General features: G+C 73.7%; 21 protein-coding genes. 11 read left to right on the top strand and 10 right to left on the bottom strand.

Going from position 1 to position 23,558, the window contains the following annotated elements; translation table 11 throughout:
* The first annotated feature begins 1 nt into the window (after position 1).
* The 4 genes from ABEE00_RS28380 to ABEE00_RS28365 all read left to right on the top strand — a co-directional run bounded on the left by ABEE00_RS28380 (position 2) and on the right by ABEE00_RS28365 (position 3,482).
* Positions 2-946, top strand: a complete 945-nt coding sequence (locus tag ABEE00_RS28380) for a F0F1 ATP synthase subunit gamma (protein ID WP_345748550.1) — start codon at positions 2-4, stop codon at positions 944-946.
* 2 nt (positions 947-948) lie between these two features.
* Positions 949-2,391, top strand: a complete 1,443-nt coding sequence (gene atpD / locus ABEE00_RS28375; protein ID WP_345748549.1) for a F0F1 ATP synthase subunit beta — start codon at positions 949-951, stop codon at positions 2,389-2,391.
* A gap of 124 nt (positions 2,392-2,515) precedes the next feature.
* A complete protein-coding gene (locus ABEE00_RS28370; RefSeq protein ID WP_345748548.1) occupies positions 2,516-2,893 on the top strand; it encodes a F0F1 ATP synthase subunit epsilon in 378 nt (125 codons plus the stop codon).
* Between the two features lie 127 nt (positions 2,894-3,020).
* Complete coding sequence (locus tag ABEE00_RS28365; protein ID WP_345748572.1) at positions 3,021-3,482, top strand: DUF2550 domain-containing protein; 462 nt, start codon at positions 3,021-3,023, stop codon at positions 3,480-3,482.
* Between the two features lie 27 nt (positions 3,483-3,509).
* On the opposite strand, the gene ABEE00_RS28360 is transcribed toward ABEE00_RS28365, so the two are convergent.
* From ABEE00_RS28360 to ABEE00_RS28335, 6 genes are all read right to left on the bottom strand, one after another.
* Entirely contained in the window at positions 3,510-4,139 is a 630-nt protein-coding gene (locus tag ABEE00_RS28360) for a DJ-1/PfpI family protein (RefSeq protein ID WP_345748547.1), read from the bottom strand.
* The gene (locus ABEE00_RS28355; RefSeq protein ID WP_345748546.1) at positions 4,136-5,128 is read right to left on the bottom strand and encodes a GlxA family transcriptional regulator; all 993 of its coding nucleotides are present in this window, start codon (positions 5,126-5,128) and stop codon (positions 4,136-4,138) included. The genes ABEE00_RS28360 and ABEE00_RS28355 overlap by 4 nt, the downstream gene beginning before the upstream one ends.
* A gap of 99 nt (positions 5,129-5,227) precedes the next feature.
* Complete coding sequence (locus tag ABEE00_RS28350; RefSeq protein WP_345748545.1) at positions 5,228-6,151, bottom strand: AEC family transporter; 924 nt, start codon at positions 6,149-6,151, stop codon at positions 5,228-5,230.
* 205 nt (positions 6,152-6,356) lie between these two features.
* Positions 6,357-8,207 carry a glycoside hydrolase family 18 chitinase gene (locus ABEE00_RS28345; protein ID WP_345748571.1) on the bottom strand — a complete coding sequence of 617 codons (1,851 nt, stop codon included), beginning with the start codon at positions 8,205-8,207 and terminating at the stop codon, positions 6,357-6,359.
* 320 nt (positions 8,208-8,527) lie between these two features.
* Positions 8,528-9,244: a response regulator transcription factor gene (locus tag ABEE00_RS28340; protein ID WP_345748544.1), complete on the bottom strand. Its 717-nt coding sequence runs from the start codon at positions 9,242-9,244 to the stop codon at positions 8,528-8,530.
* Entirely contained in the window at positions 9,241-10,482 is a 1,242-nt protein-coding gene (locus ABEE00_RS28335) for a sensor histidine kinase (protein ID WP_345748543.1), read from the bottom strand. Before ABEE00_RS28335 ends, ABEE00_RS28340 begins: the two co-directional genes overlap by 4 nt.
* 167 nt (positions 10,483-10,649) lie before the next feature.
* On the opposite strand from ABEE00_RS28335, the gene ABEE00_RS28330 reads away from it, so the two are divergent.
* Positions 10,650-11,267, top strand: coding sequence for a hypothetical protein (locus ABEE00_RS28330; RefSeq protein WP_345748542.1), 618 nt, complete (start codon positions 10,650-10,652; stop codon positions 11,265-11,267).
* 63 nt (positions 11,268-11,330) lie between these two features.
* Here ABEE00_RS28330 and dapF read toward each other — a convergent pair whose 3' ends face one another.
* Positions 11,331-12,359: a diaminopimelate epimerase gene (dapF, locus tag ABEE00_RS28325; protein WP_345748541.1), complete on the bottom strand. Its 1,029-nt coding sequence runs from the start codon at positions 12,357-12,359 to the stop codon at positions 11,331-11,333.
* Positions 12,360-12,472: 113 nt separating this feature from the next.
* Positions 12,473-13,045, bottom strand: coding sequence for a cob(I)yrinic acid a,c-diamide adenosyltransferase (locus ABEE00_RS28320; RefSeq protein ID WP_345748540.1), 573 nt, complete (start codon positions 13,043-13,045; stop codon positions 12,473-12,475).
* A gap of 236 nt (positions 13,046-13,281) precedes the next feature.
* On the opposite strand from ABEE00_RS28320, the gene ABEE00_RS28315 reads away from it, so the two are divergent.
* Positions 13,282-15,699, top strand: a complete 2,418-nt coding sequence (locus tag ABEE00_RS28315; protein ID WP_345748539.1) for a hypothetical protein — start codon at positions 13,282-13,284, stop codon at positions 15,697-15,699.
* On the top strand, positions 15,696-16,112 hold the full coding sequence (locus ABEE00_RS28310; protein ID WP_345748538.1) for a hypothetical protein: 417 nt from the start codon (positions 15,696-15,698) through the stop codon (positions 16,110-16,112). Before ABEE00_RS28315 ends, ABEE00_RS28310 begins: the two co-directional genes overlap by 4 nt.
* 60 nt (positions 16,113-16,172) lie before the next feature.
* Here the strand turns inward: ABEE00_RS28310 and ABEE00_RS28305 are convergent, their stop codons facing one another.
* Entirely contained in the window at positions 16,173-16,937 is a 765-nt protein-coding gene (locus ABEE00_RS28305) for an ABC transporter permease (protein ID WP_345748537.1), read from the bottom strand.
* Positions 16,938-16,989: 52 nt separating this feature from the next.
* Positions 16,990-17,805, bottom strand: a complete 816-nt coding sequence (locus tag ABEE00_RS28300) for an ABC transporter ATP-binding protein (RefSeq protein ID WP_345748536.1) — start codon at positions 17,803-17,805, stop codon at positions 16,990-16,992.
* Between the two features lie 81 nt (positions 17,806-17,886).
* On the opposite strand from ABEE00_RS28300, the gene ABEE00_RS28295 reads away from it, so the two are divergent.
* The 4 genes from ABEE00_RS28295 to ABEE00_RS28280 all read left to right on the top strand — a co-directional run bounded on the left by ABEE00_RS28295 (position 17,887) and on the right by ABEE00_RS28280 (position 23,282).
* Positions 17,887-18,624 carry a TetR/AcrR family transcriptional regulator gene (locus ABEE00_RS28295; protein ID WP_345748535.1) on the top strand — a complete coding sequence of 246 codons (738 nt, stop codon included), beginning with the start codon at positions 17,887-17,889 and terminating at the stop codon, positions 18,622-18,624.
* A 329-nt stretch (positions 18,625-18,953) separates the two neighbouring features.
* The gene (locus tag ABEE00_RS28290; protein WP_345748534.1) at positions 18,954-19,802 is read left to right on the top strand and encodes a 3-hydroxyacyl-CoA dehydrogenase family protein; all 849 of its coding nucleotides are present in this window, start codon (positions 18,954-18,956) and stop codon (positions 19,800-19,802) included.
* Between the two features lie 418 nt (positions 19,803-20,220).
* Positions 20,221-20,553: an STAS domain-containing protein gene (locus ABEE00_RS28285; protein ID WP_345748533.1), complete on the top strand. Its 333-nt coding sequence runs from the start codon at positions 20,221-20,223 to the stop codon at positions 20,551-20,553.
* A 122-nt stretch (positions 20,554-20,675) separates the two neighbouring features.
* On the top strand, positions 20,676-23,282 hold the full coding sequence (locus tag ABEE00_RS28280; protein WP_345748532.1) for an ATP-binding protein: 2,607 nt from the start codon (positions 20,676-20,678) through the stop codon (positions 23,280-23,282).
* Positions 23,283-23,558 lie beyond the last annotated feature (276 nt).

Raw genomic sequence — 23,558 nt, 5'->3', positions numbered from 1 at the left:
CATGGGCGCCCAACTCAGGGTCTACAAGCGGCGGATCAAGTCCGTCACTGCGACCAAGAAGATCACCAGGGCGATGGAGATGATCGCCGCCTCGCGCATCGTCAAGGCGCAGCGCAGGGTGGCCGCCTCCGAGCCGTACGCGACGGAGCTCACCCGCGCGGTGACCGCCGTTGCCACCGGCTCGAACGTGGAGCACCCGCTCACGACCGAGGCCGAGCGTCCGACCCGCGCCGCGGTGCTGCTCATCACGAGCGACCGCGGCCTGGCCGGCGGCTACAACTCCAACGCCATCAAGGCGGCGGAGCAGCTGAACAACCGGCTGATCGGTGAGGGCAAGGAGGTCGCCAACTACGTCGTCGGCAACAAGGGCGTGGCGTACTACGGCTTCCGCCAGCGCCCCGTCGCCGAGTCGTGGAGCGGCTTCACGGACAGCCCGACCTACGCGGACGCGAAGCGGGTCGCCGCGCCGCTGATCGAGGCGATCAGCGCGGACACCGGCGCCGAGAACGGCGTGGACGAACTCCACATCGTCTACACCGAGTTCGTCTCGATGATGACGCAGACCCCGGTGCAGAACCGGATGCTGCCGCTCAGCTTCGAGAAGAGCGCCGAGGAGTCGGCCGAGGTCATCGAGGACCATCGCAAGAACGGTCCCGAGCTGCTGCCGCTCTTCGACTTCGAGCCGGGCGCCGAGGAGGTGCTCGACGCGCTGCTGCCGCGGTACGTCGAGAGCCGCATCTACAACGCGCTGCTGCAGTCGGCCGCCTCGAAGCACGCCGCCACGCGGCGCGCGATGAAGGCGGCGACGGACAACGCCGAAGAGCTCATCAAGTCGCTGACGCGGCTTGCCAACGCGGCCCGCCAGGCCGACATCACCCAGGAAATCAGCGAGATCGTCGGTGGCGCGAGCGCGCTGGCTGACGCTTCTGCGGGGAGTGACCGCTAACCATGACCACCACTGTTGAGACGGCTGCGGCGACGGGCCGCGTCGCCCGGGTCATCGGCCCGGTCGTCGACGTGGAGTTCCCCGTCGACGCCATGCCGGACATCTACAACGCGCTGACCGTCGAGGTCGCCGACCCGGCCGAGGACGGCAAGAAGAAGATCCTCACCCTCGAGGTTGCGCAGCACCTCGGCGAGGGCCTGGTGAAGGCCATCGCCATGGAGCCCACCGACGGCCTGGTCCGCCAGGCCGCGGTGACCGACACCGGCGAGAGCATCACCGTGCCGGTCGGCGACGTCACCAAGGGCCGGGTGTTCAACACCCTCGGCAAGATCCTGAACGAGCCCGAGGCCGAGTCCGAGGTCACCGAGCGGTGGAGCATCCACCGCAAGGCCCCGGCGTTCGACCAGCTCGAGTCGAAGACCGAGATGTTCGAGACCGGCCTGAAGGTCGTCGACCTGCTGACCCCGTACGTCAAGGGCGGCAAGATCGGTCTGTTCGGCGGCGCGGGCGTCGGCAAGACCGTCCTCATCCAGGAAATGATCATGCGTGTGGCCAAGCTGCACGAGGGCGTTTCCGTGTTTGCCGGTGTCGGCGAGCGCACCCGTGAGGGCAACGACCTGATCGAGGAGATGGCGGAGTCCGGCGTTCTGCCGCAGACCGCGCTGGTCTTCGGTCAGATGGACGAGCCGCCGGGGACCCGTCTCCGGGTCGCGCTGGCCGGTCTGACCATGGCGGAGTACTTCCGCGATGTGCAGAAGCAGGACGTGCTGTTCTTCATCGACAACATCTTCCGCTTCACGCAGGCCGGTTCCGAGGTCTCGACGCTGCTCGGCCGGATGCCCTCCGCGGTGGGCTACCAGCCGAACCTGGCGGACGAGATGGGTGTGCTCCAGGAGCGCATCACCTCGACCCGCGGCCACTCGATCACCTCGATGCAGGCGATCTACGTGCCCGCCGACGACCTCACCGACCCGGCGCCGGCGACCACGTTCGCGCACCTCGACGCCACCACGGTGCTCTCGCGTCCGATTTCCGAGAAGGGCATCTACCCGGCGGTGGACCCGCTGGACTCGACGTCCCGGATCCTGGACCCGCGCTACATCTCGCAGGACCACTACGACTGCGCCTCGCGCGTCAAGACGATCCTGCAGAAGTACAAGGATCTCCAGGACATCATCTCGATTCTCGGCATCGACGAGCTGTCCGAGGAGGACAAGCTCACGGTGAGCCGTGCGCGCCGCATCGAGCGCTTCCTGTCGCAGAACACCCACGCGGCGAAGCAGTTCACCGGCCTGGACGGATCCGACGTGCCGCTGGACGAGTCGATCGCCGCGTTCAACGCGATCGCGGACGGCGACTTCGACCACTACCCGGAGCAGGCGTTCTTCATGTGCGGCGGCCTCGACGACCTCAAGGCCAAGGCGAAGGAGCTGGGCGTCTCCTGACGCGGTAGCCCCGGCGGGGGCGGGCCGGTCGGTCCGCCCCCGCCGCGTACCCCTTATCCTTTCCCCATCCCGGGGCATGAGTTCATCCGGGGGCAGGCCCCCGGACCCCTACGAAGGAGCCACAGTGGCTGAGCTGCACGTCGAGTTGGTCTCCGCTGACCGCAAGGTCTGGTCGGGCGAGGCCAGCCTGGTCGTCGCGCGGACCTCGTCGGGTGATATCGGCGTCATGCCCGGCCACCAGCCGCTGCTGGGCGTGCTGGAGTCGGGGCCGGTGACCATCCGGACCGCCGGTGAGAGCGGCGAGGGCACCGTCGTCGCCGCGGTGCACGGCGGGTTCATCTCGTTCGCGGACGACAAGCTCTCGCTGGTCGCCGAGATCGCGGAGCTGTCGGACGAGATCGACAAGGAGCGTGCCGAGCGCGCGCTCGACAAGGCCAAGTCGGACGCCGACGCGAACGCCGAGCGGCGCGCCGACGTACGGCTGCGAGCGGTGGCCCACTGAGGCGGGCGCCGACTCGACATACGCTCAGCCGCGGGCTGCGCCGGGGACACCCCTCGGTGCGGGCCGCGGCTGAAGCCATACACGCACGGTTCGCACAGTACGAGACACAGCGAGGAGGTCGGTGAAGATGGTCCTCGCCCTGCTGCTGTGCGGCGCGGTCCTCCTGCTGGCGCTGGCGGGGCTGTTGGCCTTCGGGGTACGGCGGCGGCTGATCCAGCGCTCGGGCGGCACCTTCGACTGCAACGTGCGCTGGAACGCGCCGAGTTCGCCCGGGGACTCCGGCGCGGAGCCCTCGGGCAAGGGCTGGGCCTACGGCGTGGCCCGCTACAACGGCGACCGCATCGAGTGGTTCCGGGTCTTCTCGTACGCACCGCGGCCGCGGCGTGTGCTGGAGCGGGACGGCATCGAGGTGCTGGAGCGGCGGCACCCGCGCGGCGAGGAGGAGCTGGCGCTGCTCTCGGACGCGCTCATCCTGGCCTGTTCGGTGCGCGGCGACCGGGTCGAACTCGCCATGAGCGAGGACGCGTTGACGGGTTTCCTCGCGTGGCTGGAGGCGGCACCGCCCGGCCAGCGCGTGAACGTGGCCTGACCCAGCCCCCTGAGCGGGGAAGAGCCCTCAGCTCTCCCTGATCAGTTCCCGCACGCGCTCGACCGTCCCCTCGGGCGCCGTGGCGGGGTTCCCCGCCGCGTAGGGCGGCTGCGGGTCGTACTCCACGAGGAGCTGGACCGCCTGCGCGGTCGCGTCGCCCGCGATCTTCCCGGCCAGCGTCAGCGCGAGGTCGATGCCCGCCGAGACGCCCGCGGCCGTCGCGTACTTCCCGTCGATCACGACCCTCTCCTTCGCCGGTACGGCGCCGAAGCCGGTCAGCCCCTCCGCCAGCGCCCAGTGCGAGGTGGCCCGGCGCCCCTTGAGCAGCCCGGCGGCCGCCAGCAGCAGTGAGCCCGAGCAGACCGAGGTCGTCCACGCGCTCGTGGCGTCCGCCGCGCGCAGCCACTCCAGGTGCCCGGCATCCTCCATGAGCGCCTCCTGTCCCGGACCGCCCGGCACCAGGAGCAGGTCGGCCGAGGGCACATCGGAGAGCCCGGCGTGCGCGGTCAGGGTCAGCGCCCCGGTGTCGGCGGTGACGGGTCCTGGCCGGGCCGCGACGAAGACGGTCTCCGCGCCGGGGAGCCGGGAGAGCACCTCGTACGGGCCGACGGCGTCGAGGGCGGTGAAGCGGTCGTAGAGCAGGATCGCGGTCTTCATGGGGTGCCCTTCCGTGGTGCGGTGTCGGGTGTGCGGAAGCGTGCGCGGTAGTCGGCGGGCGGCACGGCGAGGGCGCGCAGGAACGCGCGGCGCATCGCCTCCGGCGTGCCGTAGCCCGCCGAGCGCGCGGTCTCCTCGATGCCGAGCGCCGAGTCCTCCAGGAGCCTGCGCGCCGCTTCGAGCCGTACGCGGTCCACGTACCGTCCCGGCGGGGTGCCGGTCTCGGCGTGGAAGACGCGCGCGAACTGGCGCGGGGAGAGGGAGGCGCGGCGGGCCAGCGCCTCGACGGAGAGGTCGGCGGCGGGGTTCTCGGAGATCCACTGCTGGAGCTCGCGGACCGCGGGGCGCTCGGCGAGCTGCGCGCAGAGCTGGGCGCTGAACTGGGCCTGGCCGCCCGGTCTGCGGAGGAACACCACGAGGTGGCGGGCGACTTCGAGCGCGCGCTCGCGGCCCAGGTCCTCCTCCACGAGGGCGAGCGCGAGGTCGATGCCGACGGTGACGCCCGCCGAGGTGGCGACCTTGCCGTCGCGCACGAAGACCGGCTCGGGGTCCACGGTGACGTCGGGGTGGCGGCGCGCGAGGGCGTCGCAGAACGCCCAGTGGGTGGTGGCCCGGCGGCCGGCCAGCAGCCCCGCCTCGGCGAGGAGGAAGGCGCCGGTGCAGACGGACACCACGCGCCGGGCGCCCGCGGCGAGCCGGGGCAGCGCGGCGAGGACGCCGGGGTCGCCGGTCCTGGTGCCGGCGCCGCCCGGGACCACGAGGGTGTGCGGGGGTTCGGCCGCCTCCAGGTCCTCGTCGGGCGTCAGGCGCAGTCCGCTGTCGGTGCGTACGGGATGCCCGCCGGGGGAGGCGGTGCGCACCCGGTACCCGCGCTCCCCGGCCACCCTGCCGGCGCCCGCGAACACCTCCAGCGGGCCGGTGACATCGAGGCTCTGCACGCCCTCGAAGAGGACGAGGAGCACGCTGCGGTCCGCCGCGCGGTTCGGCATGGGCTCAGCCTCGCAGCGGGTGCGGGTGACAGCAATGACAGGTTCCCCACCTTTCCTGCCATGGCGGTTCGGGGCCCGGGCCCGGAGGCTCCGGGGAGCTCAGGGCGCGAGCAGTGCCGCGATGACCAGCAGGGACGGGATCGCGAGGAGGGTGGAGAGCAGTATGGATTCGCGGGCCAGGCGGGTGCCGACGCCGTAGCGGGAGGCGTACGTGTAGAGGTTCTGCGCGGCCGGGAGCGCGGCGGTCACCACGGCGGTGAACAGCGCCGCGCCCGAGAGCCCGAACACCCCCGCGCCCAGGGCCCAGGCGAGCACCGGCATGCCGGCCGACTTGAGCGCGACCGAGAGCAGCACGGGGACGCGGTCGGGGCCGCGCGCGGGCAGCGTGCTGCCGTGCAGGGATATCCCGAAGGCGAGCAGCACGGCCGGCACGGACATCGCGCCGATCATGTGGAAGGGCTCCAGCACGGGGCGCGGCAGCGGCTGGCCCAGGGCAGCGACCAGCACGCCGCCGAGCGTGCCGAGCACGACCGGGTTGCGGAACGGGCTGGTCAGCCGCTGGAACGTGGTCATCCGCGCGCTCGCGGTGCTCAGGTCCAGCACGGTGAGGAACACGGGGGAGAGCACGAGCTGTTGGAGCAGCAGCACCGGCGCGACCAGCGAGGCGTCGCCGAGGACGTAGGCGGCGACGGGAATGCCGAGGTTGCCCGCGTTGACGTAACTCGCGCAGAGCGCGCCCACGGTGGCGTACCCGACGGGCCACCCGCGCCACACGGCGACCGCGGAGAAGACCAGCACCGTGCCCACCGTGCTGAGCGCCATGACCAGCAGCGGCCCGGAGACCATGACCGAGAGGTCGGCCTTGGCGAGGGTGACGAACATCAGGGCCGGGGTGGCCACATGGAAGGCGAGGCGGGTGAGGACCTCGCGCCCGTTGTCGCCCAGCAGCCCGTATCTGCCGAGCACGTATCCCGTGCCGATGACGCTCGCGATCACCGCGAAGCTGGTGACGACCCCGCCCATCCGCCTGTCCTCCCGTACGCCGTACGCCCGTGCCGGGATCATTCTCGGCGCGGGCGCACGGCGCGTAACGGGTGGGCCGGGGGAAGGCGGCCCGGGGGAGGGCGGAGCGGGGAGGGTGTGGAAGGGGCCGGGGAGGCGGGAGGCGGCCCCGCGTCCCCGGCCCCGGTTCAGGTGCGGGCCCCCGCGAACGGGGCCCGGCGTGCGGCTACTTGAGGCCGCCGTCGATCGCGGTCATCAGCTCGCCGTTGTCGGTGTCGCCGCTGAACTCCCAGAAGAAGGCGCCGCCGAGGCCCTGCTGCTTGGCGTAGCCCATCTTCCCGGCGATCGTCGCGGGGGTGTCGTAGCTCCACCACTCGCTGCCGCACTTGGCGTACGCGGTGCCGGCGACGGTGCCGGTGGCCGGGCACTTGGCCTTCAGGAGCTTGTAGTCCTCGATGCCCGCCTCGTAGGCGCCGGGCGCGGGTCCGGTGGCCTTGCCGCCCGGTTCGGCCTGGGTGACGCCGGTCCAGCCGCGGCCGTAGAAGCCGATGCCGAGCAGCAGCTTCTTCGCGGGGACGCCCTTGGCCTTCAGCTTGTTGAGCGCCGACTCGGTGTCGAAGCCCTTCTGCGGGATGCCGTCGTACGTGCGCAGCGGGGAGTGCGGAGCCGTCGGCCCCTCCTTGTCCCAGGCGCCGAAGAAGTCGTACGTCATCACGTTGTACCAGTCGGTGTACTGCGAGGCGGCCGCGTAGTCGGTCTTGTCCATCTTGCCGCCGTCCGAGCCGTCGGCCGTGATGGCGGCGGTGACCGCGTTGTTGGAGCCGAAGCGCTCGCGCATCGCCTTCATCATGTTCGTGAACGCCTGCGGGCCCGAGGTGTCGCAGCTCAGGCCGCACGCGTTCGGGTACTCCCAGTCGATGTCGATGCCATCGAAGACATCGGCCCAGCGCGGGTCCTCGACCAGCTTGTAGCAGGAGTCGGCGAACGCGGCCGGGTTCTTCGCGGCCTCGGTGAAGCCGCCGGACCAGGTCCAGCCGCCGAAGGACCAGATCACCTTGATGTTCGGGTACTTGGCCTTCAGCTTGCGGAGCTGGTTGAAGTTGCCGCGCAGCGGCTGGTCCCAGGTGTCGGCCTTGCCGTCCACGGACTGGTCGGCGCCGTACGCCTTGTCGTAGTCGGCGTAGGCGTCGCCGATGGTGCACTTGCCGCCCTGCACGTTGCCGAAGGCGTAGTTGATGTGCGTGATCTTGTCGGCAGATCCTGAGGTCACCAGGTTCTTGACGTGGTAATTGCGCTGGTAGACGCCCCAGTTGGTGAAGTAGCCGAGCTTCACCTTGTCGCCGGTGGGCGGCTCGCCGCCGCCGTCGCCCTTCGTGCGCACCTGCCGCACGCCGCTGGAGGGCCCGACCTGGTCGGCGGTGTCACGCGCCTTCACGGTGTAGGCGTAGTCGGTGCCCGCCTTGAGGCCGGTGTCGGTGTACGAGGTGCCGGTGACGGTCGCGACCTTGGCGCCGTCCCTGATCACGTCGTAGTTCTTGACGCCCTTGTCGTCGGTCGCGGCGGTCCAGCTCAGCTTCACCGAGCTGTCGGTGACCTCGGAGGCGGTGGGGGTGCCGGGCGCGGAGGGCGCGCTGTCCCCGGGCTCCGAACTGCCGTCGCAGGAGCCGCCGTTGATCTTGCAGCCGGTGGGCGCGCCGCTGCCGGATCCGTTGAAGCCGAAGCTGACGGAGGCGCCGGGGGCGAGGCTCCCGTTCCAGCTCAGGTTCTTGGCACTCCAGTGGTCACCGGAGTTGGTGACCTGGGCGTCCCACGCCGAGGTCACCCGCGTGCCGGAGGGGAAGTCCCACTCCACGGTCCAGCCGTCGACGGCCTGGGTGCCGGTGTTCTTCACCGTCCACTTGCCCTCGAAGCCCGAGCCCCAGTCGGAGCCCTTGGTGTACGTGGCGGTGATCGCGGGCGCCGCGGCCTGGCGCGCGGCGGGGGCCGGGGCCGCTGAGGCGGGGGCCGGGGCGGGCGCCGACTGCGCGGGGGTGGCGAGGCCGACCAGCCCGAGGGGGAGGGCCAGGGCGACGGCCATCAGCGTGGCCTTGTTGCGTAACCCCCGTGATCTCTTGCCGGGGCAGGGGGAGTCGGGTGCGCTTCTGGGTCTCACAAGTGCTCCTCATCGCTGGGTCCGTGGGGACGGAAGGGGGCCTGCGCCGCCTTGCGAGCACGTGTGGGGCCACGCTCACCGCAGTGAGCCGGACATTAGGGAGGTCTGGACCAGTGGTCAATAGGTCTGTACCTATGGGCAGTTCACGTATCGCGTCCCATGGCGCCCCGCGTATCGCCCCCGGACGGCCCGCGCATCGCCCCGCGCGTACGCCGCCGCGTCGCCCCGCGCCTACGCCGCCGCGCTCAGGGCGCCCGGACGCCCGACTCCTGCGCCAGCACGGCCGCCTGGGTGCGGCTGCGCAGGTCCAGCTTGCCGAGCAGCCTGCTCACGTGGGTCTTCACGGTGGCCTCCGCCATGTCCAGGCGCCGCGCGATCTCCGCGTTGGACAGCCCCTCGCCGAGGCAGCCCAGCACGTGCCGCTCCCTGCGGGTGAGGTCGGCCATGCCGGGCGGCGGCTCAGCTGCCCCCGTGCGCGCGCCCTCGCGGCCCGGCGCGGCGAACTCCGCGATCAGCCGCCGGGTCACCCCCGGCGCGATGATCCCCTCGCCGCGCGCGACCGTGCGCACCGCCTCCACCACCTCGGCGGCCTCGCTCTCCTTGAGCAGGAACCCGGCGGCGCCGGCGCGCAGCGCCCCGAACACGTACGCGTCCAGGTCGAAGGTGGTCAGCACCAGCACATCGGCCAGCCGCTCGCCGGTGATCCGCCGCGTCGCGGTGACGCCGTCGAGGCGCGGCATGCGGATGTCCATCAGGACGAGGTCGGGGCGCAGTTCGCGGGCCAGCCGCAGGGCCTCCTCGCCGTCCCCCGCCTCGCCCACGACCTCGATCGCCGGGCTGCCGGGTGCCGAGCGGAGGATGAGCACGAGCCCGGCGCGTACGGCCTGCTGGTCCTCGGCGACCAGGACCCTGATCGGTCCGTTCCCTGTAGCCGTCCCGCCCACTCCGCTGTCCCCCTTCACTCCGCACTCTCCCCCGCGCCGGTCACCGGCAGCCGGGCGCGCACGGTCCAGCGGTCGCCTTCGGGCCCCGCCGACAGCTCGCCGCCGAGCAGTTCCACGCGCTCCCGCATGCCGATGAGGCCCGCCCCCGAGCCCGGCACGTCGCGCTCGGCCGCCGGCTCCCCTCCGAGCGGACTGCTCACGCACACCTCGACGCCGTGGCCCTCCTGCCGGAGCGCGACCGTGACGGTACCGGGCGCCGCGTGCTTGAGCGCGTTGGTCACGGACTCCTGGACGATGCGGTACGCCGCGAGCTCGACCGGAGCGGGCAGCGGGCCCGGGGGCCTCTCGTCGCGGAGTACGAAGTCGTGCCGGGCGGCGGCCGTGCCCCGGTGCTCCCCGGAGCGGGCGCGCTCCAGCAGCGCGTCGAGCCCGTCCAGGGTGGGCGAGATCTCCTCGGAGGGCTCGGGAGCGCCGGCGCCCTCGGCCTCCCGCAGCAGCCCGATGAGCCGGCGCATCTCGGCCAGGCCCCGCACGCTGTTCTCGCGGATCACCCCGAGGGCCTCCCGGTACGCGGCGCCGGTCTCCGCGCCCTCCGGGTCCATGGCCTGTACGGCGGTGGAGCGGATGGCGATGGCGGAGAGGTGGTTGGCCACCACGTCGTGCAACTCCCGCGCCATGCGCGCGCGTTCGGCCGTGACCGCCTGGGCGCGGTCCATCTCGGCGAGCAGCGCGGTCTGTTCGGCCCGCAGCCGCTCGGCCGCCGCGGCGTTCCTGTGGTCCCGCACGATGGTGCCGGTCCACGCCGGGGCGATGGTGAGGGCCCCGCACAGCACCCCGAGCAGCAGCGCCTCGGGCTTCCGGAACACGGCGAGCACCGCGAAGGTCACCGCTACCGTCGCCGCCACACTCGCGGGCGGCACCACGCGGGCCAGCCGCCTCGATCCGTACAGCACGGCCGCGTACACCACGTCGGAGAACAGGATCAGCGTCGCCACCAGGGAGCCGCAGGCCATGTCGGCGGCGGTCGCGATCACCGCGAGCCCCAGCGCCCACGGCTGCGCGGTGCGCCGCCCCAGCGCGGCGAGGCACATCGCGGCGAGCGCGGCCAGCGTCCAGTCGCCGCGCTGCGCCGCGTACACCGGGTTGCTGTAGAGCCCGAGCGCCCAGAGCACGAGGCCGCCGAGCAGCCCGGCGAGCGCGATCAGCGCGTCGTCGCGGTGCGGGGCGGCGAGGTGGCGGCGCCGGGGGACGGTCATGGCCCCATCTCAGCACGCCCGGCGCCGGTCCGAGAGCGCTCCGAGGCCGCGGTACATCGAAGGATGCAGTGCGCGCGCCGGGAAATCACCGCTGGTGAGGAGGTGTGCGACGGGTCCGGCGCGGGATCCTGGTGGCCTCTCGACGGCTCTGCTGACCGGAGGTTTCCGTGATCGTCACGTTGATCGTCATCTGCGAGGTGGGCTTCTGGGTGCTGCTCGCCGCGGGTCTGGCGCTGCGGTACGTCGCGAGGATGCCGCGCACCGGGGCCGCCGTGCTGCTGTGCGAGCCGCTGCTGGAGCTGGTGCTGCTCGTGGTCACCGCCATCGACCTGCGCAACGGCGCGACGCCCGGCATCACCCACGGGCTCGCCGCCGTCTACATCGGCTTCACCGCCACCAACGGACACCACATGGTCAGGTGGGCCGACGCGCACTTCGTCCACCGCTTCCGCGGCGGGCCGCGCCCCGCGAAGCCGCCGCGCTACGGGGTGGCGCGCATGAAGCACGAGTGGAAGACCGCGGCACGCTGGATCGGCGCCGCCGCGATCGCCGCGGCCCTGCTGCAACTCGCCGCCTGGTACGTGGGCGACCCGTCCCAGACCGCGCCCCTGCACGCGTGGCAGGCCAAGATGGGCCTCGTGGCGGGCATCAACTTCGTGATCGCGGCGAGCTACACCCTGTGGCCGAAACAGGCCCCCGCCGGGCACCGGGACGAGGAGAGCCGGGGGAGCCAGGGGCCCCGCACGGAAGAGCGGCCCGAGAAGAGCCTCTCGGGCCGCCACTGAGCCTCCGTACAGCCTCTGTACGAAACGCCCTGCCGGGCCCTCGCGGCGTACGGCCGCAATGCCTCACAGCACCGGCGAAGGATGAACCCCCGACTCCCTCAGGGACTTGAGGTTGTCCGCCGTCAGGGCCGCGAAGGCGCTGGTCTCCGTGGTGTCCTCCTCCGGGGGCGGGGGGAGGGGGCTGCCGTTGAGGAGGAGGGCGGGGTCGAGCTCGGTGCGGTAGACGACCGTGGCGTTGCCCTCCAGGACGGGCTGCCACGCGGGGCCCGAGGCCGCCGTGGTGGAGCCGGCCGCGGCGCTCTGCAGCCAACTGCGGGCCACGCCGCCGGGGTTGCGGATCAGCACCGGGTGGCCCGGGTCCACGCGGCCGAGGCGGGAGAGCACAGCGCGGGACGCGGAGTTGCCCGAGCCGCAGGAGGGGGTCAGGCCCGCGCCGCGCTCATAGGTGTGGATGAAGACCTCGTCCGAGGTCAGGGGCAGGACGAAGGAGACGTTCGCGCCCACCGGGAAGGTGGAGGGGGTGTCGGCGACCCGCCGCCCCGTCTCCACCAGCTCGGCCTCCTCGTACGTGTCGATCACCGAGACCAGGTGCGAGTTCGGCACCGCGAGCGCGGTGACGCGGCGGGCCGGGTGGTACGCGGCGAGCGGCTGGTCGATGAAGGACGGGCCCGAGCCCGCGATGATCGGCTGCCCCGGTGCGAAGTCCACAGGCGGCAGCTCGACGGCGACCTCGCGCACCCCGTGCACGGTGGTGCCCGCGTCGCGCACGGTGAAGGTGTAAGGACCCGTGTGCACGCTCACCGACTCCGCCTGGTGCCGGTCCAGCAGGAGACGCCCTGCGCAGCGCATGCCGTTGCCGCACAGCAGCGACTCGGAGCCGTCCGGGTTGAAGAACCAGGCGCGGGCCGTGCCGTCGCCGTCGTCCTTCACGAAGTACACGCCGTCGGCGCCCAGGCCGCGTTCCCGGTCGCAGAGCAGCTCGACCGCGTGCTGCACGGCGGCAGGGGACGCGAAGTGCTCGTCGGGGGTGCCGTCGATGACGAGGATGTCGTTGCGCGACCCGTGGGTCTTGGCGATCGGGAGACCAGGCATGATGACCACTTTAACGGCGTGATCCTCCGGCACATTCCCACGCCGCACGACGGCGGGTCAGCGCACCGGAATCCGTCCCCTGCACCCGCGGCACCCCCTCGTACGCAGGGCTTTCAGCGTTCGCCGCCCGGCACCCACAGCACGTCGCCGACCTCCTTGTTGGCCGTGCGCGCGAGGATGAACAGCAGGTCGGAGAGGCGGTTGAGGTAGGTCGCCGTGAGCGGGTTCATGATCTCGCCGTGCTCCTCCAGCGCGGCCCACGTGGAGCGCTCGGCCCGGCGCACCACCGTGCACGCCTGGTGCAGCAGCGCGGCGCCGGGCGTGCCGCCGGGGAGGATGAAGCTGCGCAGCTTGTCCAGCCGCTCGTTGAAGCGGTCGCAGTCGGCCTCCAGCCGGTCGATGTAGAGCTGCTCCACGCGCAGCGGCGGGAACTCGGGCTCGGCGACGACCGGCGTCGAGAGGTCGGCGCCCACGTCGAACAGGTCGTTCTGCACCCGGGTGAGCACCGTGACCAGTTCCTCGTCGAGCCCGCCCAGCGCGAGGGCCACGCCGATCGCCGAGTTGGCCTCGCTGGCGTCGGCGTACGCCGCGATGCGGGAGTCGGTCTTGGGGGCGCGGCTCATGTCCCCGAGTGCCGTGCTGCCCTTGTCGCCGGTGCGGGTGTAGATGCGCGTCAGATTGACCATGGCCCGAGCGTATCGGCGCGCGCGCCGGGCGGAGCAGGGCGTGCGCCGTGACCCCCGGAGTGCCCAACATTTGCGGGGGCGTTGCCGCTCCTTGAGTCCGGGATGGCCGCCGCCTATCTAGGCTGGTCAGCGGCGTTGCTCGAGCCCGTGGGGAGGCACCGCTGATGGGGCAGGAACGGGTGCGGTGGCGGAGCGGCGCACGCGTGCACGGGCTCGGGCCCGGGCCCGGGGAGGCCGTGCACGATGCGGCAGACGTGTTCCGCCCGAGGCCGGCGGGGGAGGGGCCCGCGTCCCTGCCGGCCCCGCGCATGCCGTGCGCGGGCGAGCCCGTCGACTCCGCGACCGGCGGACGCGCGGACGCCGCGCTGCTGCTCCTGGAGTCCTGGGAGGACCGCAACGGCGCGCGCGTCGAGGTCGAGCGCGACGCGGACGGCGCCCCCACGGCGCTGCGCCACTCCGCAGGACACTGCCTCGCCCTCGACACCGAGGACGGCCGCGTCACCGCGCTCAAGCTGCACGGGCCCACGCCCGGGTACGGCGGCGGTTACGGCCCCGGCTACGGGACCGGCCTCGGCATCGGCCCCGGATACGGGCCCGGCTTCGGCACCGGATACGGGCCCGGCTTCGGGACCGGTTACGGCGCGGGCGAGTGCCCACCGGGGGAGCGCGGCACGGTGATCGCGCGCTATGCCTACGACCGCGCGGGCAACCTCGCCGGGGTGACCGACTCCAGCGGCGTGCCGCTGCGCTTCCGCTACGACGGCGAGGGCCGGCTGGTCTCGTGGACCGACCGCACCGGCGCCTCGCTCTCGTACGGCTACGACGCGCGGGGCCGTGTGGTGCGCACCGGGGGCAGCGGCGGGGCGTCCGCCGGGACCTTCGCGTACGACGCCGCCGCGCGCCGCACCGTGCGCACAGGACCGCTCGGCCACCGCACCGTTTTCCGGTACTCGGCGCACGGCCGGGTGACCGAGGAGACCGACCCGCTGGGCCGCACCACCCGCACCGCGTGGGACGAGCGCGGCGAGCGGCCCCTCGCCGTGACCGACCCGCTGGGGCGCACCACCCGGTACGCGTACGACGAGGACGGCGATCTCGTCCGGGTCACCCACCCCGACGGCGCGTGCGAGACCGCCGGGTACGACGCGCGGCGCCGCCCCGTGCGGATCACCGGGCCCGACGGCGCCGTGTGGAGCCACGCCTACGACCTGCGCGGCAACCTGATCTCCAGCACGGATCCGGCGGGCGCCGTGACCGGCCGCGCGTACGACAGGCGCGGGCATCCGACGGCGGTCACCGACGCGGCGGGCGGCATCCGCCGTGTGGTCTGCGACGCCGCGGGGCTGCCGCTCTCGGTGACGGACGAGGAGGGGCACACCACGACCGTGCGCCGGGACGCGTTCGGCCGCGTCGTCGAGCGCACCGACCCGCTCGGCCACCGCATACGGACGGGCTGGACCACGGAGGGCGGGCCCAGTTGGCGAGACGAGTCGGGGGCGGTCACCACGTACGCGTACGACCCGGCCGGGCGCCCGACGCACGCGGCGAATCCGGACGCCGAGGTGTCCTTCGCGTACGACGCGGCGGGCCGGGTGCTCGCGGAGACGGCCGACGGGCGGACCACGACGCACGCGTACGACGTGCTCGGCCGCCGCACGCAGCGCACCACGCCCTCGGCCCTGGCCTCCTCCTGGCGGTACGACGCGCGGCACCGCCCGGTGCGGCTCTCCTCCCCGCACGGCGCGCTGTCCTTCGCGCACGACGCCGCCGGACGGGAGACCGGGCGGCGCGTCGCGGGCGGCCCGGCGGCGCGCGAGGGCACCGGCGTGCGCCTGGCGCAGGACTGGGACGGCGACGGCAGGCTGACCGCGCAGACGGCGGGGGCCGGGTCACGCCTGGTCCAGCACCGCGAATACGCGTACCGCCCCGACGGCTTCCGCGCCGAGGTGCGCGAACTCACCGCCGGCACGCGCCGGTTCGGCCTCGACGCGCTGGGCCGGGTCACCGGGGTGAGCGCGCACGGCTGGACCGAGGGGTACGCGTACGACGCCGCGCGCAACATGTCCCGCGCCTCCGCCCCCGAGCACGGGGCCCCGGGCGTGCGCGACTTCGCCGGCACCCTGCCGCGCAGCGCGGGGCACACGGCCTACGCGCACGACGCGGCGGGACGGCTGGTGCGCCGCACCCGCACCCTGCCGAACGGGCGGCTGCTGACCTGGACCTGCGCCTGGAACGCCGAGGACCGCCCGGTCGCGGTCACCATCCCGGAGGGCGAGCGCCGGCGGTACGCACACGACCCGCTGGGCCGCCGGACCGCCAAGCGCCGCGAGACGGACCCCGCGCGCGGCACCGTCTCCACCTGGGACGGCCCCCGCCTCGCCGAGCTGACCACCGCCGACGGACGGGTGACCACCTGGGACCACGCGCCGGGAACGCACCGGCCGCTGACCCGGACCAGCCACCGGCCGCAGGTACGGGGCACGCCCGCGGTCTCCGGGGCTTCCGCCGCGAGCCCTGCCCTGTGCCCTGCCCTGTGCCCGAGCCTCGTTCCGTGCCCGGGTCCCGGCCCGGGCCCGGCCTCGAACCCGCACGCGTACGTACCGGATCCGCTGGGCCGCACCGGCCCGCCGGGGCTCATACCGGAGGGGACATGACGAGCGGCGGCTTCCGTGCCCTGGAGGAGCAGGCGACCGTCGACGTGCGCGGGATCTACTCCGTTCCCGACGAGCCGGCGGGGGAGGAGACGGAGGGAACACGGCCCGAGGCCGTGGTCTTCGTCCTGGCCGACGGCCGCTCGGTGACGCTCACCTCCACCGCGGACGGGACACTCTCCGCAGCCCTCGGCGGCGCGCGGACGATGCCCGACTGGTGCGTGCCGGCGGAGGACTGGACGCGCAGGAGGCTCCCCGGCCTCCCGGAGAACGAGTCCCCCGGCCGCACGAGCGGCGTCGTGGAGATCACCGGCGAGAGGGGCGCGCGTGTGGGTGTGCTGCTCGCCTTCGAGAGCGTCGTCCTGGAGGTCCGCGCGGGAGAGCCCCTCACGGTCGCGGTGCGCAAGTCCCGCTGAAACCGGCCCGCCGCGCGCCGCGTTGGTCACGTCCCGGCGCCGACCACGCCCGGGGGCGCCTCACGCCCCTGCCCTCCGGAAGACCCGCGAGCCCAGCGTCAGCGACACCAGGGCCAGGGCCGCCGCGACGGCCGCGCCCAGGAGGACCGTGCCGTCCCCGTAGTCGCCGACGAACGCGGCGCGCACTGCGTCCACGAGATAGCGGAACGGCACGACGTGCGAGACCGCGTCGAGCCAGGCGGGCGCGAGGGCCATCGGCAGCAGCACCCCGGAGAGCAGCATCGCGGGCATGTTCACGGAGTTGATCACCGGCGCGAACTCCTGCGGCGAGTTCACCCGCATCGCCAGCGCGTACGAGAGCGAGGCCAGCGAGGCCGCCAGCACCGCGACGAAGACGAAGCCCAGCACCACTCCGGGAAGCGGCGCGCGCAGCCCGAGCGCGAAGCCGGTGAGCACCAGCACCAGGGCCTGGACCAGCAGCACCACGATGTCCCGCAGCACCCGGCCCAGCAGCAGCGCGAGACGGCTCACGGGGGTCACCCGCATCCGCTCGACCACACCCGCGTACTTCTCCAGCAGCAGCGTGAACCCCGCGAACCCCGAGCTGAACAGCCCGAGTTGGACCAGCAGCCCCGGCACCAGGGTCTGCCAGGAGTCCCCGCGGCCGCCCAGCGGCACACCGCGCAGCAGCGGCCCGAAGAAGACCAGGAACAGCATCGGCTGGAGCAGCCCGAAGAGCATCGCGGGACGCGAGCGCGCCGTCTGCCGCAGATAGCGCCCGAAGACGACCCGGGTGTCGGCGAGCAGATGGGGGAGCGGGGTCATGGCGTACGTACCTCCGTGACTCGGACAGGGGTGGGGCGTCGGACCGCGGCGTTCACACCGCGAGGGGCGCGTCCTGCGCGGCGTCCCGCCCGGCCGCGTGCCGCCCGGTGATCGCGACGAAGGCGTCCTGGAGCGAGGCGCCGGGACCGCCGCCGTACGCGCGCTTGAGCTCCTCCGCCGTGCCCTCGGCGACCACCAGGCCCCGGTCGACGATCACCAGCCGGTCGGCGAGCGCCTCGGCCTCGTCCAGGTAGTGCGTGGTGAGGAAGACGGTCATGCCGTGCTCGGCGCGCAGCCCCCGTACGAGGTCCCACAGCGCCGCCCTGCTGCCCGGGTCGAGCCCCGTGGTGGGCTCGTCGAGGAAGAGGACGCCGGGGCGGTGGGTGAGGCCCATCGCGATGTCCAGGCGCCGCCGCTGGCCGCCGGAGAGCGCGGCGCACTTGCGGTCCAGCAGGTCGCGCAGGTCCAGTTGCCCGGCCAACTCCTCGGCGCGCGCGGCGGCTTCGGCCTTGGGCAGCCGGTACAGCCGCGCCTGGGTGGTGAGCTCCTCGCGCACCGAGACGGCCGGGTCGACGCCGCCGGACTGCGCGACGTAGCCGATCCGCCGCCGTACGCCCGCGGGGTCGGCGGCGAGGTCGGCGCCGGCCACGGTCGCGCTGCCGCCGGTGGGCGCGAGCAGGGTGGTGAGCATCCGCAGGGTGGTGGTCTTGCCGGCGCCGTTCGGCCCGAGCAGCCCGAGGATCTCGCCGTGCGCGACGGTCAGGTCGATGCCGCGCACCGCCTCCACGGTGCCGGACTTGGTGGTGAAGCTCCTGGCCAGGCCGGTGAGTTGGAGAGCGGCGCCGGAGTCGGCTGAGGAAGCAGGCATGCGGCCCAGAAAAACAGAGTCTCCCCAAAATTGCAATGTCACCAATTTTTGACCGTGACCAACACGATCTACGATGGCCGCATGGCCAGGCAGCGGAGCAGCGAAGAGCGTGAAAGGGGCGCCGCGGACGTGGCGCACGAGCCCGAGGGGCGGCGGGAGCGCAAGAAGCGCCAGACCCGGCAGCGGCTCTCCGACATCGCCACGGGCCTGATCCTCGAGCGCGGCTTCCACCAGGTGACGATCGCCGAGATCGCGGAGGCCGCCGACGTCTCGGTGAACACGGTCTACAACTACTTCCCCTCCAAGGAAGACCTCTTCTTCGACCGCGCCGAAGAGATGGTGGACCGCCCGTCCCGCCTCGTACGGGAGCGGAGTCACGGGCAGTCGGCGGCCGACGCGGTCCTCGGGCAGCTGCGCGCGGACATCGGCGAACGCGCCGTCTACGCGGGGATGATGGAGGGGTTCGACCGGTTCATGCAGCGCATCCATGAGGCGCCCTCGCTGATGGCGCGGCTCTTCCTGATGCAGCAGCACACCGCCGACCGGCTCGCGCGGACGCTGCGCGCCGAGACCGGGGCCGAAGCGGACGACCCCGTACCGGAGTTGGTGGCGAGCCAGCTCGTCGAGATCGCCAACCTCGTCTTCCGCGATGCCACCCGCGCGCTGGACGGCGGTGGGCGGCCGGCGGACGTGGAGCGCGCCGCGCGCGCCAAGCTGGACGCCTTCGAGAGCCTGACGTCCCCGCGGCTGCTGCGCTATGCCACGCGCGGGGAGACGGGCGCGGAGGCGGGCGCGGAGACCCCGGGCGACGGGGGCTGAGCCGCCCCGGCCGAGCACGCCCCCGTACGCCGGGTGTACCCACGGCCGTACGCCGGGTGTGACCTACGTCCTGTGGGGCGTGACACGCGCCTCCGGCCTCCCCAGGCCGCCCCCGGAGCGGATAAAGTCCGGACCCCGGGGGAGTCATCGGGTGTCAACGCACCGTCAGCGCACGGGCGTACGGGACGGGAAGCCGCGGCGCGCACGCCGCCCGACTCCACGGGAACTGTGTACAGCGCAGCAGCCGCGCGCCGGACCCGTTCCGCGCGGGGCGCACTGGACCGCTTACTACGGCGACTCGGCAGAGTCAGAGCAAGGTGGGTGTAGTCGTGGCGAAGAAGCTCGCCGTCATCGGGGCCGGACTGATGGGCTCCGGAATCGCACAGGTCTCCGCGCAGGCGGGCTGGGACGTGGTGCTCCGCGATGTGACCGACGAGGCGCTGACCCGCGGCACCGACGGAATCAAGGCGTCGTACGAGAAGTTCGCCGCCAAGGGCAAGCTCTCGCAGGAGGACGCCGAGGCGGCGCTCGCGCGGATCACCCCCACCACGGAGCTGGACGCGGTCTCCGACGCCGACATCGTCGTCGAGGCGGTCTTCGAGCAGATCGACGTGAAGCGCGAGATCTTCGCCGCGGTCGACAAGCTGGCGAAGGACGGCGCGGTGCTCGCGTCCAACACCTCCGCGATCCCGATCACCAAGATCGCGGCGGCGACGGACCGCCCCGAGCAGGTCGTCGGCACGCACTTCTTCTCGCCGGTGCCGATGATGGCGCTCTGCGAGCTCGTACGCGGACTCAAGACCAGCGACGAAACCCTCGCCACGGCGCGGGAGTTCGCCGAGTCCGCCGGGAAGACCTGCGTGGTCGTCGAGCGCGACGTGGCCGGCTTCGTCACCACCCGGCTGATCTCCGCGCTCGTCGTGGAGGCGGCCAAGCTGCACGAGTCGGGCGTGGCCAGCGCCGAGGACATCGACACCGCCTGCAGGCTGGGCTTCGGGCACGCGATGGGCCCGCTGGCGACGGCCGACCTCACCGGCGTGGACATCCTGCTGCACGCCACCGAGAACATCTACGACGAGTCGCACGACGAGAAGTTCGCGCCGCCGGAGCTGATGCGGCGCATGGTCGACGCGGGCGACCTCGGCAGGAAGAGCGGCCGGGGCTTCTACCCGCACTGAGAGCGGACCTCCTTCCCCCGACGGGGAACGGACCGGGAACGCCTTCGCCCCCAGGGGTGAAATCGGGACCGGTTCCGCCGCCGGCGGCAACTTCGCCGCCGGTTCGGGAGTCAGTTGTGTAAGGGCATTCGTACGTACGGATGCCCCGGCGGTGACCGCCGGCGCGGGCGGTGACCACTCGGAGCCCGCGGCCGGGGCCGGACGCAAGGACGCGTGCCCGGCACAGGCGGCGGCACGCACGGACCGCGGCGTACGGGGACAGCGCGCGGGACACGGCGCACGGCGCATCGCACGAAGAGGCGCACCGAGAAGCGCACGAAGACCGAGTGCACGAAGACTGAGCGCACGAAGACCGGGCGCACGAAGACCGGGCGCACGAAGACGAAGACAACGACAGCCACACATCCGGGGAGCGGATATGCACATCAGGGGCGACCACGCCGAGCTGGCCGTCGGGGGTCGCCTCGACGTGCGGAGCGCGGCGGACGCCCGTACGGCCCTGCACACCGCGGTCGACAACGGCGTCGGCGATCTCGTGCTGGACCTGGCCGAGCTGGACTCCTGGGACGCCACGGGCCTGGGGGTCATCATGGGGGCGCACCGGCGTGCGGGGCGTTGCGGCAGGCGGCTGGTGCTGCGCGCCGTGCCGCCGCAGATGCAGCGCCTGCTGGTCGCCACCAGGCTGCACCGGATTCTCGCCATCGAGGGTGGTACGGGCGCCGTGGGGGCGCACATTCTCACCAAGTCGTGACGTCTCGCGCGGGGCTCCGGGAGGGGGAGCTCCGCGATACTGAGCCGGGTGACGCGCGTCCGCCAAGGGGTGGGGAAACGGACCGCGCCGCTCACCACACGGGTTAATGGGGGGCATTGACGATGGTTCAGCACGGGGCACCACACGAGCGCGAACACGGCAATGGCGGCAAGGACAACGGGGGCAGCGGGGCCGACGGCGCCCCGGCGGGCGGCGGCATACCGAACGGCGGCATGGCGGGCGGCGTATCGGGCGGTGGCGTATCGGGCGGCGGGGGACTCGCCCGCGCCGTCCAACTCCTCGCGGGCCCCTACCTGCTGACCGTCAACCCGGTCGACGGCAGCGAGATCGAACCCTGCCCGCCGGGCGAACTCCCGGGCAGGCCCGAGAAGCTGGCCCCCGACGAGCGCCCCGAGCAGGGCTGCGCGGCGGCGCCCACGGGCGGAACTCCGGCCGCCGCCCGGCCGTTACCCGTACTCGAGCGTGAGGAGGAGTGCGAGGAGCTGGCGCGGCTGCTCGCGCAGGGCCGTTCCGTGCGGCTCACGGGTCCCGCGGGTTCGGGGCGCAGCACCCTGCTGGACGCGGTCGCCGGGCGGGTCGCGGCCCTCGCGCCGGACGGCCTCGTACGGCTGAGCGGCTATCGGCGCACGCCGGACGACCTGCTGCACGACCTGTTCGCCGCGGTGCACGAGGCTCCGTTGTACCGGCCTGGCGAGGGCGAGTTGGCCGGCGCCCTGCAGACGGTCGGCGCCGTGGTGCTCGTCGACGACCTGGAGTTCGGCGGGGAGGGGCTGGGGCGGCTGCTGTCCGCGACGCCGGAGTGCGCCTTCCTGCTCTCGGCCACCCCGGAGGTCCCCGCGCCGCCCGCCGACGCACCGGTCGCCGAGGTCTTCCTCCCCGGCATCAGCAGGAACGCCGGGCTCGAATTGCTGGAGCACGCCGTGCGCCGCCCGCTGACGGACGCCGAGGCGGACTGGGCGGCCGACCTGTGGTTCGAGACCGAGGGCCTGCCGCTCCGCTTCGTGCAGGCGGCCGCGGTGCTGCGCGCGGGCGGGGCGCCGGAGGGCACACCGGCGCAGGGCCTGGCGGACGCGGCGGCGCGCGGCCTGGGCGACCCGGCCCGCGAGGCCCTGCGGTACGCCCTCGCGCTCGACGGCGAACTCCCGCACCACACCCACCTCCCGGCCCTGGTCGGCGACCCGCGCGCGGACGAGGCGGTCGCGGAGCTGGCGGCGTCCGGGCTGGTCACGGCGGCCGACGGGCACTACAGACTGGCGGACGGCGTCCCCGTCGAGCTGGCCACCGCCGGGTACGCGGCGGGCGCGGCACACCGCGCGCTCACCGCGGCGCGGCACTACGCGTTCTGGGCGGGCCACCCCTCGGTGCCGCCCGAGCGGGTCGCGGCCGAGTCGGAGGCGGTGCTCGCCGCCGTGCGCGGCGCCCAGCGCGGCGGCAACCCGAGCGTCGCCGTGCTGCTGTGCCGCACGGCGGCCCCGGTGCTGGCGGCCGGGCTGCGCTGGGGCGCCTGGGAGAGGGCGCTGCGGTACGGGGCCGAGGCCGCCGAGACCGCGGGCGAGGTCGCCGAGGAGGCGTACTTCCGGCACGAGTCGGGGGTGCTCGCCCTGTGCGAGGGCGAACCAGGGCGTGCGAAGGGCCAGTTGGAGCGGGCCTTAGGGCTCCGCGAGGCGCTGGCCGACCAGCGCGGCGCGGTCGCGGGACGGCGCGCGCTGGCACTGGTGCGTGACCTGCTGGGCGGCACGGCGGGGGTTCGTACGGGGGCGGGCCCGGCCGAGGAGCCGCACCCGGCGACGGAGGTCTCGCCCCCTGTGTCCCCCGGCGTCTCGCAGGCGTACGCGGAGACGGTCTCGGCCGACGAGTCCTCGCTCCCTCCGGCCGAGGGCGCCTGGCCGGCGGGCGGCGCGGCGGAGCAGGAGGTGGCGTTCGGCGCCGAGCCCCCGACCCGGGGTCTCGCGGTACGCGGCACCCGCCGCAACCTCATCGCCGCCGGCGCCGGCGCGCTGCTCGCCGCGGTGCTGGGCACGGTGGTCACGCTCGGCAACATGTCGCACGGCGGCGACAAGCCGGCGGAGCGCGTGAAGCCCGAGCACTCCGCCTCCCAGCAGGGCGGCGACAACGACCTCACCGCCGACCGCCCCGGCGCGGGCTCGGGCGGCACAGGTTCGGGCAACGACACCCTGACAGGCTCCACGAGCAGGCCACGCGAGGCCCCGGCCGGCGGCTACGGGAGCAGGACCCCCGGCAGGGACGGCAGCTCCTCCCACCGGCCCCCGAACGGCGACGCCGCGACGGGCACCGGCACGACCGGCGGCACCGGAGGCTCGGGCACCTCGGGCGGCGCTTCCGGCGGCAGCACGGGCGGCCACGGAGGCGGCACCGGCGGCGCCAACGGCGGCGGTACGGGCGGAGGTTCCGGCACAGGCGGCTCGGGCACGGGCGGCTCGGGCAGCGGCGGTTCCGGCAGCGGTGGTTCGGGTACCGGCGGTCCCACCACGGGCGGCCCCACGACGGGCGGTCCGACCACGGGTGGCCCCACGACGGGTGGCCCAACGACCGGCGGCCCGACAACGGGTGGCCCGACGACCGGCGGCCCCACCACGGGTGGCCCGACAACGGGCGGCACCCCGACCGGCGGCCAGACCACAGCAGGCACGACCCCGAGCAGCACGGGAACGCTGGGCTCGACCCCGACAACAACAACGACGCGCTAGACGGTCACAAACTCCTCCGCCGCGGCGGAAAGCACCCACAGCAGAAGCGGCCGGCGGTCAAAGCCCGGCCCGCACACACGTCAGCGCCCCGGGCTCCCAAGCCACAAAGCAAGCAATCACGCAAAGGGGCCCCGGGGCGCCGCCCGGCGACGCGCCAGCCGCCAACACACTCACTCCGCCGCAGCGGAAAGCACCCACAGCAGAAGCGGCCGGCGGTCAAAAGCCAACCGTCACCACGAGGCCCCGGGCTCCCAAGCCACGAAGCACGCAGCAAGC

It is taken from the genome of Streptomyces odontomachicola, assembly GCF_039605595.1.
In the GTDB taxonomy this organism is placed as follows: Bacteria; Actinomycetota; Actinomycetes; order Streptomycetales; family Streptomycetaceae; genus Streptomyces.
This window is presented reverse-complemented; position numbering and strand designations above follow the sequence as displayed.

Bases quoted from the DNA above. Each gene is read 5' to 3' on its own strand.
- ABEE00_RS28320 (WP_345748540.1), bottom strand. From the start codon at position 13,045: ATGGTCAATCTGACGCGCATCTACACCCGCACCGGCGACAAGGGCAGC.
- ABEE00_RS28365 (WP_345748572.1), top strand. From the start codon at position 3,021: ATGGTCCTCGCCCTGCTGCTGTGCGGCGCGGTCCTCCTGCTGGCGCTG.
- ABEE00_RS28380 (WP_345748550.1), top strand. From the start codon at position 2: ATGGGCGCCCAACTCAGGGTCTACAAGCGGCGGATCAAGTCCGTCACT.
- ABEE00_RS28360 (WP_345748547.1), bottom strand. From the start codon at position 4,139: ATGAAGACCGCGATCCTGCTCTACGACCGCTTCACCGCCCTCGACGCC.
- ABEE00_RS28305 (WP_345748537.1), bottom strand. From the start codon at position 16,937: ATGACCCCGCTCCCCCATCTGCTCGCCGACACCCGGGTCGTCTTCGGG.
- ABEE00_RS28355 (WP_345748546.1), bottom strand. From the start codon at position 5,128: ATGCCGAACCGCGCGGCGGACCGCAGCGTGCTCCTCGTCCTCTTCGAG.
- atpD (WP_345748549.1), top strand. From the start codon at position 949: ATGACCACCACTGTTGAGACGGCTGCGGCGACGGGCCGCGTCGCCCGG.
- ABEE00_RS28295 (WP_345748535.1), top strand. From the start codon at position 17,887: ATGGCCAGGCAGCGGAGCAGCGAAGAGCGTGAAAGGGGCGCCGCGGAC.
- ABEE00_RS28280 (WP_345748532.1), top strand. From the start codon at position 20,676: ATGGTTCAGCACGGGGCACCACACGAGCGCGAACACGGCAATGGCGGC.
- ABEE00_RS28300 (WP_345748536.1), bottom strand. From the start codon at position 17,805: ATGCCTGCTTCCTCAGCCGACTCCGGCGCCGCTCTCCAACTCACCGGC.
- ABEE00_RS28350 (WP_345748545.1), bottom strand. From the start codon at position 6,151: ATGGGCGGGGTCGTCACCAGCTTCGCGGTGATCGCGAGCGTCATCGGC.
- ABEE00_RS28345 (WP_345748571.1), bottom strand. From the start codon at position 8,207: ATGGCCGTCGCCCTGGCCCTCCCCCTCGGGCTGGTCGGCCTCGCCACC.
- ABEE00_RS28285 (WP_345748533.1), top strand. From the start codon at position 20,221: ATGCACATCAGGGGCGACCACGCCGAGCTGGCCGTCGGGGGTCGCCTC.
- dapF (WP_345748541.1), bottom strand. From the start codon at position 12,359: ATGCCTGGTCTCCCGATCGCCAAGACCCACGGGTCGCGCAACGACATC.
- ABEE00_RS28335 (WP_345748543.1), bottom strand. From the start codon at position 10,482: ATGACCGTCCCCCGGCGCCGCCACCTCGCCGCCCCGCACCGCGACGAC.
- ABEE00_RS28310 (WP_345748538.1), top strand. From the start codon at position 15,696: ATGACGAGCGGCGGCTTCCGTGCCCTGGAGGAGCAGGCGACCGTCGAC.